The following is a 15,670-nucleotide window of genomic DNA, read 5'->3' on the forward strand; positions in this document are numbered from 1 at the left end:
ACTAAACTAAAACCCGGAGGGGATTCTAAATTGCAAGTTAAAGTGGCGCTATGCCAGATGAAGGTTGAAGATAATAAAAAAAGAAACTTGCAGCGTGCTCAAAAAATGATTAAAGAGGCAGCAGAGCAGGGAGCGCAAATGGTAATGCTGCCGGAAATGTTCAACTGCCCTTACGATATCAACTGTTTTCGCCCCTATGCGGAAAAGCTGCCCCAGGGTGAAACGGTATATATGCTGGCCGAAATGGCACGGGAAAAGCAAATCTACCTGATTGGCGGATCGATCCCTGAGTTGGACGATGATGAAAATCTCTACAATACCTGCCTGATCTTTAACCCAGAAGGGAAATTGCTGGGTAAGCACAGAAAAATTCATTTATTCGATGTGCAGGTGAAAAACGGGATTTCCTTCAAAGAGTCGAAGGTGTTGAAGGGTGGTAATAACATCACGGTTGTAGCAACCTCCTTTGGGAAAATAGGAGTGATGATTTGTTTTGATATTCGTTTTCCCGAGCTATGCAGGATCATGGCGATGGAGGGTGCAGGCATGATTTTTGTACCTGCGGCCTTTAATATGACAACCGGTCCGGCCCATTGGGAAACACTCTTTAAGAGCAGGGCTTTGGATAACCAAGTTTTTGTCTTAGGTAATTCTCCTGCCAGGAATGAAGCTGCTTCTTACATTGCTTACGGGCATTCTTTGGCGGTTGACCCTTGGGGGCAAATCATTGCTAAAGCCAGTGAAGATGAAAGATTGCTTCTGGTAGAGCTGAATCTGGCTGAAATTGAGGAAGCCCGGACGGCAATACCTATCTGGAAACAACGGCGGACGGATTTATATCGTGTTTCAAAATTATAAGTCTGGAGGGAAATATTATGGGCCATTCGGACTTGTGCAAAATAGATTGTTATGGAATTTTGCAAGGTTTAATACAGGAAGGAATCCAAGGGGATAAGCTTTTACGTTCCTTTACATGGAAATATCTTGAACTAAACAAAGGTAGGCCTGGTTGCTATTGTGACAAGGTTTTAAATGATCTTATACAAGAAGGCGTAAAGCAAGAGCAACTTTTGGATGCATTCAAGAAAAAACAAGAGCTGGTGGTCAAAGGTTTTAATCTCATGGTAGATGAGGCCATAGAGCTAGCCAAAAAATTACCTCCAGATTTTGGAAAGAAGCAAGATTCTAACGAATAAACAGTGAACAACACCCCCTATCCAGTGGGGTTTTATTTTTTGCACCAGGGAAAGTGACATGCAGAAAATGTTAAAAATCCACCTGAAACTGAAAACAAAAAGGTTGATAGTTTTAGCAAAACAGTGATAAACTGACTATAGTGACAATGTGTCACTATATGCTTTTTGCACTTAAAGGGGATGATAATTTTGTGCACTAAAAAAGGGCATGAGAACTGCGGGTGCGGTGGCAGAAGGATGGAGCGGTTTTTAGAGCCCTGCTTACTGCTCCTTTTAAAGCAGAAGGCTGCCCACGGCTATGAACTGATTGAAAAAATTCATCAGCTTGATTTTCTACTGGCTAAACCCGACCCAGGAGTAGTTTACCGACACCTTCGACGTTTGGAAGAGAAGGGCTTGATTTCATCCACCTGGGATACGGAAGGTTCAGGCCCCGCCAAAAAAGTTTATAACATTGCCAAAGAAGCGGATGATTATCTTCGTGCTTGGGCAGAGCATATCGGTGCTACTAAAGCCATGCTAGAAGGGTTTTTGGAAATATTTCAAAAGGAATTTCCTAAAAGCTGAGGTGAAAAACTAGATGTCCGATTACGTTTTGTACGTGATAACAACGATTTTACTTATTTTGTCTTATTTCAGGGACAAGCAAAAAACTAAGATGGCGCTAAAAAAGGCATGGAAAGCTTTTGAAAATATTCTTCCCGAATTGTTAAGCGTAATTGTACTGGTAGGTATTATTTTAGCTCTCTTAAACCCATACATGGTATCACGGATAATAGGGAACAAATCTGGATGGTTCGGTGTAATTTTGGCAGCAGTGATAGGAGCAATCACTTTGATTCCAGGCTTTGTAGCATTTCCGACAGCAGCCATGCTGCTGCAGGGTGGAGCCGGTTTAATGCAAATTGCTGCTTTATTATCTACGCTGATGATGGTGGGGGTAGTTACGGCCCCAGTTGAAATAAAATATTTTGGGAAAAAGGTTACTGTTGTACGCAATTTATTGGCATTCCTTTTTTCATTTCTTGTAGCAGCAGTAATTAACAAGGTGGTGGGTTAAGCGTGGAAATCTTCAAGAGATATCGATTTTTTGCACTGACTCTAGGCGTAATACTGGCGATTATGGCGGTAAATGTTCAAATCGGGTTAAAAGCCGTTAATCTTACCTTACTAAGTTTTAAGGAAATGATTGTAGTCATACCGCCTGTATTCGTGCTTTTGGGATTGCTTGATGTCTGGGTACCCAGGGAGACCATGGTAAAGTATATGGGGGAAGGTTCAGGCCTAGTGGGGATCCTTTTAGCGATCATTTTAGGTTCAGCTGCGGCCGGGCCACTCTACGGTGCTTTTCCCATAGCAACGGTTTTTATGAAAAAAGGGGTCAAATTAAGCAACATTTTTATTTTTATTGGTGCCTGGTCAACCACTAAAATCCCAATGTTTCTCTTTGAACTATCAGCATTGGGAGCAAAATTTGCTGTAACACGGCTTGCAATTGATATACCTGGCATCATAGTTATCAGCTATGTGCTATATTCTTTACTTTCGCATGCAGAAAGAGAGGAAATACTGGCAAAGGCTGAATCACTGTAGCCAAATAATATTAATTAACAAAAAGCATCTAGGGCTGAACTGTAATCTTGACAAAATCTCAACATCTTCCTGAAAAGTTTTTAGCAACTAATATTTATACTAACAATAGACCGGTCGATAAAAACTTGGAAGGAGAGATGCTAATGCTAAAAAAAAGAATTAAACAAGGGGTAATGCTGCTTCTTACCACTGCTTTACTCATCAGTACGGTGCCGGCTTTTGCTGCCGAATCCACAACAAATCGAGGGGCCGGTGTCGCCATTGGACGGATGTACGGCAGCATGAGGACAGTAATTGCTGACTTGCTGGGCATGAGCGAATCGGATTTGATTGCTGCCAGACAAAGCGGTCAATCCATGGTTGACATTGCCAAAGAAAAAGGGATCGAGAAAGAGCAGCTAATTGATAAAGTTGTGAGTACACGTAAGGATACATTACAGCAGTTGGTTGCTGATGGCAAAATTACCCAAGAACAAGCTAATTATTGCTTGCAGAACCTTGAGACAAGGATTGAAAGCAATATGGAACGTACCACAACCGGCAACATCTGGAAAGGCAACCGGGGTGCAAAAGGCTTTGGGCGTGGAGGCTACGGCCTGCGTGGTAATTCTAGCCAACTATAGTATAATTTAGGGAGGGAGAACCTCCCTTTTTAGCATTTATTGACCGCTCAGAGGTGAAGATGATGGGTAAACAGAAAATTATGATTGTAGAAGATGAGCCTAAAATAGCTGAAATGATTTCTGCATTCTTGTTAGCAGAAGGCTATGAAACTGCAGTATGCCAGGATGGGGATAAAGCACTTCAAGAGCTAACAAAATTCAATCCTGACTTGGTTGTTCTGGACTTAATGCTGCCTGGAATGAGTGGTTTAGAGATCTGCAAGCAAATTCGCCAGGAATCAAATCTCCCAATCATTATGCTCACGGCAAAAGCGGAGGAGATAGATAAGCTACTGGGCTTGGAACTTGGTGCAGACGACTACATTACCAAGCCATTCAGCTTAAGGGAATTATTGGCCAGAATCAAAGCTGTCCTAAGGCGAGCAAGTCAAACCAGTGCTATCGCGATTGAAACAGTGAATTTTAGTGATCTGAAGATCAATTTCAGCGAACATGTGGTTGAGCTTAGGGGAACCCCTATAGAACTGACCCCTACGGAATTCAGCATTTTGGGTCTCCTTGCAAAAAACCCGGGACGGACTTTCAGCCGCGCTCAAATATTAGATTCGGCCTTGGGAGTGGCCTATCTGGGTTATGAGCGTTCAGTTGACAGTCACATTAGTAATATCCGAAAAAAGATTGAGGATGACCCAGCAAATCCGAAATATATCCTCACGGTATTTGGGGTAGGCTATAAGTTCGCTAAAAATTAGACAAGGGTGAATTGAAATGACGCTCAGGGGAAAAATCACGGTGGCCATGTTACTGGTGGTAGTAGTAGCTACCAGCATTTTTGGACTTATCTCCAATTATACCATTAAAAATATCTTTAACACCTATATAGAAAACCAGAGGCTCATGATGCAAGCGCAGTGGGCAAATTATTTGGAAAGCTATTATTCCCAAAACGGAAGCTGGCAAGGAGTGGAAATGTTCTTTAAACCCATCCCGGGAAGGCAGCGTTTTAGCAGAAGGTGGCTTATGGAAGAAAGGTTTATACTCTTGGACAACAAGCAAGAAGTTATTTATGATTCGGAACCTGGAGGGGAAAACTATGCTGAACTGATAAAAAAAGGGCAGCCTCTGGCTTTAAATGACCAGCTTATAGGTTATGTTGTATTATCTCCCAGGACCCATCATCAACTTTTACCCCTTGAAGAGGAGTTTTACCGCTCCATTAAGCGAATGGTTTTGCTGGGCGGCTTGTTTTCTATGCTTGTCGCTATCGGGTTAGGAGTTATGTATTCCCGCCGTATCACTTTACCGCTGCTGAAATTAACTCAGGCGGTGCAGGCTATGACCTCGCCAGAAAGAGGAATGAAAGTTCAAGTTACCGGTGATGACGAAATTGGGGACTTAGCGAAAAGCTATAATGATATGATTGATAGTCTGGTTAAGCACGAGCAAATCAGGAAAAACCTAGTGGCAGATGTGGCCCACGAGTTGCGAACTCCCTTGGCGGTATTGCGGGGTAACCTGGAAACTTTACTGGATGGAGAGACTTTGCCTACGCAAGCGGTAATTTCCTCGCTCCATGATGAGGTAATCTGCATGTCGCGCTTAGTCACTGATTTACAGGAACTCACCTTGGTGGAGGCAGGCAAGTTAAAGCTGAACCTTGGTCCCACAAACCTGAAGCAGCTTATGCAGCAGATCGCAACAACTGTGGGTTTTGAAGCAGAAGCTAGGGGGATTAACCTCATTTGCGATGTAGACATAGCTCCGCAGGAAGAGGTGGTTCTTGACAAAGACCGCATCACCCAGGTTATTATGAACCTATTAACAAATGCCTTAAAACATACCCCAAGCGGCGGGACGGTATCTCTAGAGGCTCGGCATATAGGTGAGGGTTTAAAATTTGCAGTGCAGGATACGGGAACAGGAATTCCGGAGGAGCATCTGCCGCATATCTTTAACAGGTTCTACCGGGCAGACAAGTCCAGAAGCAGGGCCGAAGGCGGAGTTGGGCTAGGGCTGGCTATTGCTAAGGGTTTTGTGGAAGCTCATGGAGGGAGAATTTGGGTGGAAAGTAATCCGGGCACAGGAACCAGATTTATCTTTACAATACCAAAAATGCTTAGCGAATAATCAGTTTGTTTTAAACGACAGGAATTTCGTAAGCCAATGTTTTTATCTGTAAGCAAAGGGAAACATAGAGCACCTGCGCAAGTATGGTAATCGAAGCCTTGAGCACAATTCCTTAGGGTCGGAAATAATAGGTGCCCCAAGGTACTTCTCCAATTAGGTTTACATAATTAATATTATGGGAATCAATCTGATGCAAAAATGACGCCATTTTCCTGGCGCCATTCCAAAATAACAAAACAGCTTCTTGAACAATTATCAACCAGTTTCCCGCTTTGAAGACTATTCGAAGCTGTTAAATGTTTTACATATAAATGAGTTATCATTTGTTATGTTTTTCCTTAGTTATATCTTCGATGTTAAAAAGTATGTCGTCAATATAAACACCGGTATATTCAGCGTCTCCTAAACAAGCACAGCAGTTATCACAGATTTTAGCATGGTCAAGATCGCAAAAATTGCATTCCCCACAGTTACTACATGTTTTGTCCTCCAATAAACACATTTTACTCATGAATAGCTTCGCACCTTTACTCATCAATTTAATAGCAAAATTATATCACAAGCAATTAACAAAACAAAATGGTTTACATAATGTAAAAGTTACTCTGTTTGCGGTATTATTAGCACATCGCCCGGCTGTAACAAATCCTCAACTTTGTTCATAATTTTAATTTCATAGATAGTTTTTCTTATATCTTGCTCTGCTGGACCGTATTTTTCTGCAATGTTCCATAATGTATCTCCCTTTTTGACTACCACCTTTATATGCTGTGTAGAGTTACCCAGGGCTTGCCCTTCTATAGGGCCTGTTATACCTAGCCAAAAAGTTGTCAATAATATTGTAGCCAATAAAATTCTTATTTTGTTTATTTTCTTTTTAGAGTTGATTCTTCTAAGCTTAAGCATATTACAACCCTCCCAAACTCATGTTCCCTATACACTTAATTTAGCAGAACTAACGTTCGTTTGCAAGATGGTTTCTAAAAATTTTCGAACAAATGTTTTACATTATAAGAATACATGCTATAATAAAAATGGTAAAAAATGAATATTGTTCTTTAAGGAGGCGTGATATGTACGAAGATTTGACTAGCCGCCAGCAAGCCATCTTGGAATTTATTCAGCAAAACTTAAGAGAAAAAGGCTACCCTCCTTCTGTCAGGGAAATAGGTGAAGCCGTTGGATTGAGCTCAAGTTCAACTGTTCACGGACATTTAAATCAATTGGAAGAAAAAGGTTATATTCGGCGTGATCCAACCAAACCCCGGGCCATTGAAGTTTTGGTCGGAGAAGGACAGAGGAATTACAAATCTATGGTGCCTGTTCCATTAGTAGGTCGGATAACTGCCGGAACTCCTATACTCGCCGTGGAAAATATTGAAGATACTTTTCCGCTTCCTTACGATTTTGTCAGAAGCAGCGATGTTTTTATGTTAGCGGTTGTAGGAGATAGTATGATCGAAGCCGGTATATTGGATGGGGATTTGGTTTTGGTTAGAAAACAAGATACAGCCAACAACGGAGATATTGTGGCTGCCATGATTGATGAAGAAGCAACTATAAAGAGGTTTTTTAAAGATAAGGATAGGATTCGTTTACAACCAGAAAACAGGTATATGTCACCTATTTATTGCGACGATGTCAAAATTTTAGGTAAAGTAATTGGTCTATTTCGTTACATATATTAAAAAAGACATATATTAAAAAGCACCAGCGGCTCGCTGATGCTTTTTTTTTAATAAAAAATCAAAAAATGGTTTCACTTACTTATTTGCTGCTTTCATTATTAATTCCCACAGCGTCAATCAGTTGCCCTTTTGAAGCAATCGCTTTGCAGCATTGATTACGGCTATTTTCACGTAGTCTCTTGATAACCCTCCTTGAAGATATACTACGTAGGGTTCCCGTACAGGCGAATCTGCGCTTAATTCGATAGTTGAACCTTGAACAAAAGTCCCTCCAGCCATTATAACCTCATCCTCATAACCTGGCATTTTCCAAGGTTCCGGTACTACGTGGGCATCTAGCGGTGAAGCTTCCTGCAGCCCTTGACAAAAGGCGATCAATTTTTCCCTGCTTCCTAGCATAATAGCTTGAATTATATCGCTGCGTTTATCGGAATATGACGGAGATACTCTATAGCCCAGCTCAGCAAATAGGGCCGCGCTAAAGATAGCCCCTTCCAAAGCCTGGGCTACAGCATGGGGAGCAATGTACAATCCCTGGTAAAGCAAACGGTAGATATTGCCTTGAGTTGAACCAACTTCTGCTCCTATACCTGGAGCCGTAAGCCTATAACCCACTCTCTCGATCAGTTCTTTTTTGCCTACAATATAACCTCCGGTGGGAGCTAAACCTCCGCCGGGATTTTTGATTAAAGAACCAGCCACAAGATCCGCATTAACCTCCGTGGGTTCCTTATCTTCCACGAATTCCCCGTAGCAATTATCAACAAAACAAATGATGTTTGGGTTTACGGACTTCACATGATTGATTAATTTGGCAATTTGCTCTATATCCAAGGGCGGTCTCCACGCATATCCCCTGGAACGTTGAATCAAAACCATCTTAGTATCGGGCTTTAAGCTTTCCGCAATCGCCTCGTAATCGGGAAAACCTGCGGGAGTTAGGTTGACTTCGCTATATTTTACCCCTAGTTCAGTTAAGGAACCAGGTGTATTCTTAGGATAACCTATCACTTTCAAAAGGGTGTCGTAAGGGGTCCCTGTTATGGCTACAACTCTGTCGCCAGGCTTTAAAATACCAAACAGGCAAAGGGAAATAGCATGGGTTCCGGAAACTATCTGAGTCCTGACGAGCCCGTCTTCCGCGCCGAAAATCCTGGCAAATAATTTATCTAAAAGATCTCTTCCATAATCGCCATACCCATACCCTGTACTGCCCCGAAAACACTCCTCGCTTACTTTGTAATCATGAAAGGCCCTCAACACTTTGAAGTGATTGAATTCAATCACATGTTTTAACCTGTTTATAGCTTCTAAGCTTTTGCTTTCCGCACTCTCAACTGCACGGGTAAGTAGCTTATTAACTTCATAGCTAGACAATATCTGTTACAGCCTCCATATTGAAGTTTCGCTCTAATTATAGTTTTTTTTATGAAAAGATTCCAGTAGAGATGCCTAGTTAGCCTCCGCTTGCATTCCAATCCATTCCCGGTCTTTGCCGTGTATTTCATTGATCCATTCTTCTTTCACATCTTCTTTCGTCAGGGTAACTAAGTCTTCCCGGGTAATTGTCGCCTGCTTAATTAAACGCACCGCCTGTAATCTTATACTTTTTTCAATGATATTCCTTACCAGACGGGCATTGCCATTCTTACTATGGCCTAACAGCAGCTGTTTACGTAAAATTCTTTCCAATTCAGCTAATGCTTCCGCATTGAAGGAATATTGCCTTTGTTCCGCCATTAGTTTGGCTATTGCCAGTAATTCAGTTACTGTGTAATCAGGAAATTCAATATGTAGTGGAAAACGAGAACGCAACCCAGGGTTTGCTTGCATAAACCACTCCATTTCATCTTTGTACCCAGCCAAGATTAAAATAAAGTTATTTTTATAGTCCTCCATAGCCTTGACTAAAACATCTATGGCTTCTTTACCAAAATCTTTTTCCCCGCCGCGGGCCAGGGAATAAGCTTCATCAATAAACAGGATGCCGCCTAAAGCTTTTTTCACCTGCTCCCTCGTTCTTTGCGCAGTATGGCCAATGTATTCGCCAACTAAATCGGCCCGTTCAACTTCTATAATATGTCCTTTGGAGATAACCGCTAATTCCTTAAAAAGTTTCCCCAAGATCCTGGCTACAGTTGTTTTTCCTGTTCCAGGATTGCCTTTAAAGACCATATGTAGGACCAACGGATCCGCTATTAAGTTCTCTTTGCCCCGCCTTTTTTGTATTTCCACAAATGCGTAGAGTTCTTCAATCAATTTTTTGACAGTGGTCAACCCAATTAGACTATTTAACTCGCCAATTATTTCTTTGAGAGAATCTTTTTGATTATTTTCATTAGATTGAGCCGCAGGAAGTAAAAGTTTATCTTTACGGGTATTTTGTGTTCTAGGTTTAGGGTTAAGCATAGGCTTATCAAAATTTTTAGCAAAGTTCGGGAACAAATCCGAATTAACTTCTCCGTTTTTTCTGTGATTATTGAAACTCATTTTGATCTCCATGCTTTCACCTCATCTCAGGAAACAACATTTAAAGGTCCCTATCATTATACGAAGGTAATCATAAAAAAGTGACATCGAAAAAAACGTCTTCAGGTTACCACTCAACACACGATGAATGGGATCAGTTTTTCCTTTGCTGAGGTTACTAGGGGCATACTTAAAAGCCCTTCACTGTTCAGCAATGAAGGGCGGTTTAATAACTCCGCAGGTTCTATTTTGCTTGGTTGGTTTCGCTGTTTAAATTTACTGGCTTTGCAGGCATAATGGTAGAGATGGCATGTTTATATACCATCTGCTGCTTACCTTCGGCGTCTAAGACCACCGTAAAATTATCGAAACCTTTAACCAGCCCTTTCAATTGAAAACCATTGACTAGGTAAATAGTCACAGGCACATTTTCTTTGCGAACTTGATTAAGAAATGCATCCTGTAAGTTGATTTGTGGTTTAGTCATTATGTTCCCTCCGTGCACCATATATTTCTTTATATAATATAACCGTATTCTACATCAGGTATTAATTGTCCTGCCAATTTCTGTAGCAATTTCCGCAGCTAACCTATTTTTATCTGTGTCTGCCGTTAGCTCGTACCATTTAATTCTATGATCCCTTTTAAACCAGGTCAGCTGCCTTTTAGCAAACCTCCTTGTATCCCTTTTAATCAAGCTTACAGCTTCCTCCAGGGTGCATTTACCGTTTAAATAGAGACAGATTTGCTTATAGCCCAGGCTTTGCATAGCCGGTAATTCGCAGCTGTAACCAGCAGCTAATAGATTTTCCACTTCAGTTATAAATCCTTGAGCTATCATCTGCTCAACCCGTTCATCAATTCTCTTGTAGAGCAATTCCCGGGGCATAGTCAAACCAATTATACTTAAATTGTAGCGGCTTTTTTCTTTACCTACGCGATGTTGTGCCCAAATAGGACGCCCTGTAGCCTTAAAAACTTCCAGCGCCCTGATTACTCTGCGCAAATCATTGGGATGTAATCGTGCAGCCGTTACAGGGTCAACTAGAGCCAGTTTGCCATGCACATGTTCATTTCCTTTTACTTCCGCTTCTCTGTGTAATTCCTTCCGGTATTCCCAATCGGTTGGTATGGGTTCAAATTGGTAGGGGTCGATAATTGCTTGGATATATAAACCTGTACCGCCCACCAACAATGGCAGCTTATTACGCCCGAGGATTTCCGGAATAAGTTTTTCTACGGCATTTTTGTAATCAGCAACGCTGTATTGCACATCCGGTTCTACAATATCCAGCATATGGTGGGGAATGAAATTGCCATCTGTTGTGTAAGACTCCTCGAGAGTGATTTTAGCGGCTCCAATATTCATTCCTTTATAGACCTGGACAGAATCGGCAGAAATTATTTCTGCCCCAATTATTCCCGCCACCTCTACTGCAATCTTACTTTTACCGACAGCGGTTGGACCTACAATGGCAGCTATTTTTAGCAATTTCTACACCTTCCATTAAGTACGAAGGAATCTCCTGGCAAGTTCAGCCAGCGTAAGATTAATAATTGTTGGCCTGCCGTGAGGGCAGCTATAAGGAAATTTTGTGCTATTCAATTTATGAAGCAAATACTCCATTTCCGGTAAATTTAACCTTTTCTTAGCTTTAACTGCTTTTTTACATGCCACAATTTTTAATAAATCTTCATATAAAATCTCTTTTGGATTTTTAGACTGTAATTCAACCAAAAGTGAAGTGACCAGGTCTTCTCCTTCTTGCGGCGTAAACTCCACAGGTATCCCTCTAACTAAAAAAGTATTGCCGCCAAAGTGTTCGATAATAATTCCCAGCGATCTAAAATGAAAAATATTATCCACCAGCTTAGTGGTTTCCTGATAAGTGAGTTCCAGGGTCAGGGGAACGGCTAAAATTTGGCTGCTCAAATTGTTTTTCGCCAGGAACTTGTGTAAGACTTCCTCATACATGATACGCTCATGGGCCGCGTGTTGATCAATGATATATAAACCGTTTTCTCCCTGAGCCAGTATGTAGGAGTCATACAATTGTCCGATCACTTGCATAGGTGGTAATTTCTCTTGCTCCTGTTCACTTGTAATTGGCTGCGGCACTGTTGGTGTTTGAATCCTGTGCAACAGTTGGGTTAAGGAATTAGCGCTTTGTCCGGCTTCCTTTGTGGCCGGCAGCATTGCCTGTTTTTCTTCCGAATCGGCAGCATTGTCTGTTACAAAATTTTCCTTAACTTGTTCTGCAACTAGTGTTGGTAAATTCAAACTGACTTGTTCGCTGGCGGGAACATATTTGACTTTGCGAAAACCTGTTTCCGGAAGCCGGTTTTTCTTTTCCAAAGTAGCCCGAACCAGCTCGGTCAGCTGTTCCGTGATAACTTCTTCCCTTTCTAGGCGCACTTCCAGCTTGGCCGGGTGGACATTAACATCTATTAAGGCAGGAGCAATTTCTAGATTGATAACGCAAATAGGATAACGTTTTACCGGAATTGTACCTTGATAGCCCGCCTCCAGGGCTTTGCTTAGTCTAAGGTGGTGAACATAACGTTTGTTAATAAAGAAATTTTGCATCTCACGGCTGGCCCTATGTTGGAAATTTTGGCCAATAAATCCGGATATACGCAGGCTTTCCGTTTCCATTTCTACCGGCAGCATCTTCTTAGCTAATTCAGTGCTGTAAACTTGTGCAATTGCAGTCAAGAGATTATTTTGACCGTTTGTTTGCAAAATTATTCGGCCATCACTAATCAATCTGAAAGAAATCTGGGGATGAATCAGAGCAATTCTGCTGACAATATCCGCCACAGCCCCTGCCTCTTTAAATGTTGATTTAAGAAATTTCTGCCGGGCAGGAGTATTAAAAAAAAGATCCTCTACAATAACGGTAGTCCCCGCCGGACAGCCGCATGGTTCCTGGCCGGTAATTTTTCCACCGGCTAAAGTGAGTTTAGTGCCTTCCAAACTGGCGGCAGTTCTAGTGAGTAGCTGTACTTTGCTCACTGCCGCAATGCTAGGCAATGCTTCACCCCTGAAACCAAAGGTAGTTATCTTGAAGAGATCACTGGCACACTGAATCTTACTGGTGGCATGGCGGGAAAAAGCCAGCTCGGCATCAACCGGAGTCATGCCTTCCCCGTTATCCGTCACTTTGATTGTTGTTAAACCACCGCCGGCTATTTCAATTTCAATTCTGGTACTGCCGGCATCAATTGCATTTTCTACTAGTTCCTTAACAACTGAAGCAGGTCTTTCCACTACTTCACCGGCAGCAATTTGGTTGGCTGTGTGGGCATCAAGCACTACAATTTTTGAATCCACCTTTACAACTCTCCTATGTATACAATTAACCCTTTATGCTTCTTTTTAACTCATCCAGAATATTAAGCGCCTTGAGCGGGGTTAAATTATTTAAATCAAGTTCTTTTAATCGACTGATAATCAATTCGTAATAAGCCGGAGGCACAAAACTGAGCTGGGTTTCTTGCGCAGCTGCAGCTTCCCTCCTGTACTGCCGTTGGCAGCCTTCTTGCTCTAGCTCATGCAATTTCTCCTTTGCTCTTTCAATAACTTTTTTTGGTAAGCCTGCCAGCTGCGCTACATGGATACCATAACTTTTGTCTGTTCCACCAGGCACAACCTGGCGTAAAAAAATTACCTGATCGTTATGTTCTTTTACCGCCATGCTATAATTTTTCACACCTGAAAACAAATTTTCCAGCTCGATTAGTTCATGATAGTGGGTGGCAAATAAAGTGCGGGCTTTCGTGTTTTCTAACAGGTACTCACTAATAGCCCAGGCAATGCTCAAACCATCAAAAGTACTTGTCCCCCTGCCAACTTCATCCAAAATGATCAGGCTACGCTGCGAAGCATTGTTTAAGATATTAGCCACTTCATTCATTTCCACCATAAAAGTGCTCTGCCCCGTAGCCAAATCGTCTGAAGCCCCTACCCTGGCAAAAACACGGTCTACCAGTCCTATTTTGGCCCGGCGAGCCGGGATAAAGCTGCCTATCTGAGCCATAATGGCTAAAATTGCTACCGTACGAATATAAGTTGATTTCCCTGCCATATTTGGTCCAGTTATAATTGCCAGCTGGTGTTCGGCAGTATTTAAGTAGCAGTTGTTTGGAACAAAATCACACTCAGCAACCAATTTCTCAACCACAGGATGCCTGGCTTCAATCAGTTCCAGTGTAGTTGAATTATCTACCTCTGGCTTAACATAATTATTGCGTACTGCTACTTCTGCAAAACTACACAACACATCTAATTCGGCAATTAGTTGTGCCGTTTTTTGAATTGAGCCGGTTAGCTTAGCCACTTCAGCCCTTATGGCTAAAAATATTTCATATTCCAGCGTTGCCAAACGTTCTTGCGAATGTAAAACAAGATCTTCTAATTCTTTTAATTTTGGGGTTATGTAACGTTCAGCGTTGGCTAAGGTTTGCTTCCGGATATAATCAGGAGGTACATTATTTAAGTTTGCCTTGGTTATTTCCAGATAATAACCAAATACTTTATTGAAACCAATCTTGAGGGATTTAACCCCTGTTCGTTCCCTTTCCTCCTGTTCGAGACTCGCAATCCATACTTTGCCGTCGCTGCTCGCTTGCCGCAATTGATCAACCGTTTGGTTGTAACCTGTTTTGATTAACCCCCCCTCTTTTAAAGACAGAGGAGGTTCGGGCGCTATGGACCGTTCCAAAAGGTCAGTTAATTCGGGATAAAGCTGCAACTCATCATTTATTGCTTTTAATCCAGGCGAATTACTTTGCTTTAACGCTTTTTTAAGGGGTTCAAGCACTTGCAAGGAATGCTTTAAAGCCAGCAGATCCCGGGCATTTGCCGTTCCATAAGCAACTTTTCCCAGTAGCCTTTCCAGATCATAAATTTCCTTTAGATAAGACCGGGTTTCCTCTCGTAAAAAAAGATTTTCCACCAGTTCTGCTGTAGCATCTAGTCTCAACTTGATAGCATCCAGATCCAGCAGCGGCTGTTCCAGCCATTGTTTTAACTTGCGTCCGCCCATAGCTGTGACAGTGAGATCTAGAATTTGCAACAAGGAGCCGTTTTTATTTTGGGTCCTGAGTGAAGTTAGCAGTTCTAAATTGCGCCTGGTCTGCAGGTCAAGCAGCATGAACGATTCAATGCTATACGAAGAAATTTTGGTTAAATGCTTTAAAGCAATTTTTTGCGTTTCCTGCAGGTAACGGAGTACCAAAGCAGCTGCAGTTATAGCGGCAGGTAAGTGCTCGCAGCCGAATCCTGCCAGGGAAGTTGTACCAAAATGCCGCTTTAAAAGGTTATAGCTTTCCTTAAAATTTAAACAGCCCAGCTCCGGGAAGCTTACCTGGCACCGCAACATTTTTCTTAGGGCTGCAAGCAGGTTTTCATCAGCCTGTACACTTTCATTTACTAAACATTCAGCGGGATTCAACCGGGCCACTTCATCAAGAATGGGACCTTGCCCTTTAGATTTTGCGATGGAAGCAGCGCGAAATTCGCCTGTAGATATATCTACAAAGGCTAGGCCGTAACATTCCTCCGTGCTCGTCAATGCTACCAAATAATTATTCTGTTTCTCCGGCAACACCTTTTCATCCAGTATAGTGCCTGGGGTAATAACCCTAATCACTTCTCTTTTTACAATTCCTTTTACTGACTTAGGATCTTCAACCTGTTCACAAATTGCAACTTTATAGCCTTTATCTATCAAGCGGGCAATATAGCTGTCGGCAGCATGATAGGGAACTCCACACATAGGTACCCGCTCTGCGCCGCTTTCCCGGGAGGTCAATGTTATTTCCAATTCCCTGGATGCCAGTATAGCATCCTCCATAAACATTTCGTAGAAATCACCTAATCTAAAAAACAGGATCGCATCCTGATATTGCTTTTTAATCGCAAGATACTGCTGCATCATCGGAGTGAGACTGTTCAACAATTACCCCTCCC

Annotated in this window: 16 protein-coding genes; 9 read left to right on the top strand and 7 right to left on the bottom strand. The window is 42.0% G+C overall.

The features are described from left to right. Window positions 1-30 precede the first annotated feature (30 nt). The 8 genes from EYS13_RS04755 (at window position 31) to EYS13_RS04790 (ending at window position 5,539) form a co-directional block, all read left to right on the top strand. Window positions 31-858 carry a carbon-nitrogen hydrolase family protein gene (locus tag EYS13_RS04755; protein WP_227766430.1) on the top strand — a complete coding sequence of 276 codons (828 nt, stop codon included), beginning with the start codon at window positions 31-33 and terminating at the stop codon, window positions 856-858. A gap of 17 nt (window positions 859-875) precedes the next feature. Beyond that, window positions 876-1,196 (top strand): hypothetical protein, encoded by a 321-nt coding sequence (locus EYS13_RS04760; protein ID WP_227766432.1) that lies wholly within the window; start codon window positions 876-878, stop codon window positions 1,194-1,196. A gap of 189 nt (window positions 1,197-1,385) precedes the next feature. After that, window positions 1,386-1,763, top strand: a complete 378-nt coding sequence (locus EYS13_RS04765) for a helix-turn-helix transcriptional regulator (RefSeq protein WP_227766434.1) — start codon at window positions 1,386-1,388, stop codon at window positions 1,761-1,763. Window positions 1,764-1,776: 13 nt separating this feature from the next. Then, window positions 1,777-2,256 (top strand): permease, encoded by a 480-nt coding sequence (locus tag EYS13_RS04770; RefSeq protein WP_227766436.1) that lies wholly within the window; start codon window positions 1,777-1,779, stop codon window positions 2,254-2,256. Between the two features lie 2 nt (window positions 2,257-2,258). Continuing rightward, window positions 2,259-2,789 carry a permease gene (locus EYS13_RS04775; protein ID WP_227766438.1) on the top strand — a complete coding sequence of 177 codons (531 nt, stop codon included), beginning with the start codon at window positions 2,259-2,261 and terminating at the stop codon, window positions 2,787-2,789. A gap of 143 nt (window positions 2,790-2,932) precedes the next feature. After that, window positions 2,933-3,412: a DUF2680 domain-containing protein gene (locus tag EYS13_RS04780; protein WP_227766439.1), complete on the top strand. Its 480-nt coding sequence runs from the start codon at window positions 2,933-2,935 to the stop codon at window positions 3,410-3,412. Between the two features lie 62 nt (window positions 3,413-3,474). Beyond that, window positions 3,475-4,164 carry a response regulator transcription factor gene (locus tag EYS13_RS04785; RefSeq protein WP_277998254.1) on the top strand — a complete coding sequence of 230 codons (690 nt, stop codon included), beginning with the start codon at window positions 3,475-3,477 and terminating at the stop codon, window positions 4,162-4,164. Between the two features lie 16 nt (window positions 4,165-4,180). Then, window positions 4,181-5,539 (top strand): sensor histidine kinase, encoded by a 1,359-nt coding sequence (locus EYS13_RS04790; RefSeq protein ID WP_227766443.1) that lies wholly within the window; start codon window positions 4,181-4,183, stop codon window positions 5,537-5,539. Window positions 5,540-6,139: 600 nt separating this feature from the next. Here the strand turns inward: EYS13_RS04790 and EYS13_RS04795 are convergent. After that, a complete protein-coding gene (locus tag EYS13_RS04795; protein ID WP_227766445.1) occupies window positions 6,140-6,445 on the bottom strand; it encodes a LysM peptidoglycan-binding domain-containing protein in 306 nt (101 codons plus the stop codon). A gap of 167 nt (window positions 6,446-6,612) precedes the next feature. Here EYS13_RS04795 and lexA point away from each other — a divergent pair, with 167 nt between their 5' ends. Further along, window positions 6,613-7,227, top strand: a complete 615-nt coding sequence (lexA, locus tag EYS13_RS04800; protein WP_227766446.1) for a transcriptional repressor LexA — start codon at window positions 6,613-6,615, stop codon at window positions 7,225-7,227. 117 nt (window positions 7,228-7,344) lie between these two features. Here the strand turns inward: lexA and EYS13_RS04805 are convergent, their stop codons facing one another. From EYS13_RS04805 to mutS, 6 genes are all read right to left on the bottom strand, one after another. After that, window positions 7,345-8,604 carry a methionine gamma-lyase family protein gene (locus EYS13_RS04805; protein WP_227766448.1) on the bottom strand — a complete coding sequence of 420 codons (1,260 nt, stop codon included), beginning with the start codon at window positions 8,602-8,604 and terminating at the stop codon, window positions 7,345-7,347. A gap of 75 nt (window positions 8,605-8,679) precedes the next feature. Continuing rightward, on the bottom strand, window positions 8,680-9,636 hold the full coding sequence (locus tag EYS13_RS04810) for an AAA family ATPase (RefSeq protein WP_423055322.1): 957 nt from the start codon (window positions 9,634-9,636) through the stop codon (window positions 8,680-8,682). A gap of 304 nt (window positions 9,637-9,940) precedes the next feature. Continuing rightward, complete coding sequence (hfq, locus tag EYS13_RS04815; RefSeq protein WP_227766452.1) at window positions 9,941-10,183, bottom strand: RNA chaperone Hfq; 243 nt, start codon at window positions 10,181-10,183, stop codon at window positions 9,941-9,943. Between the two features lie 54 nt (window positions 10,184-10,237). After that, window positions 10,238-11,188: a tRNA (adenosine(37)-N6)-dimethylallyltransferase MiaA gene (gene miaA, locus EYS13_RS04820; RefSeq protein ID WP_227766453.1), complete on the bottom strand. Its 951-nt coding sequence runs from the start codon at window positions 11,186-11,188 to the stop codon at window positions 10,238-10,240. Between the two features lie 15 nt (window positions 11,189-11,203). Then, window positions 11,204-13,030 carry a DNA mismatch repair endonuclease MutL gene (gene mutL / locus EYS13_RS04825; RefSeq protein ID WP_227766454.1) on the bottom strand — a complete coding sequence of 609 codons (1,827 nt, stop codon included), beginning with the start codon at window positions 13,028-13,030 and terminating at the stop codon, window positions 11,204-11,206. A 25-nt stretch (window positions 13,031-13,055) separates the two neighbouring features. Further along, window positions 13,056-15,656 carry a DNA mismatch repair protein MutS gene (gene mutS, locus EYS13_RS04830; RefSeq protein WP_227766456.1) on the bottom strand — a complete coding sequence of 867 codons (2,601 nt, stop codon included), beginning with the start codon at window positions 15,654-15,656 and terminating at the stop codon, window positions 13,056-13,058. Between the last annotated feature and the right edge of the window lie 14 nt (window positions 15,657-15,670).

Source organism: Zhaonella formicivorans (genome assembly GCF_004353525.1).
In the GTDB taxonomy this organism is placed as follows: domain Bacteria; phylum Bacillota; class DUOV01; order DUOV01; family Zhaonellaceae; genus Zhaonella; species Zhaonella formicivorans.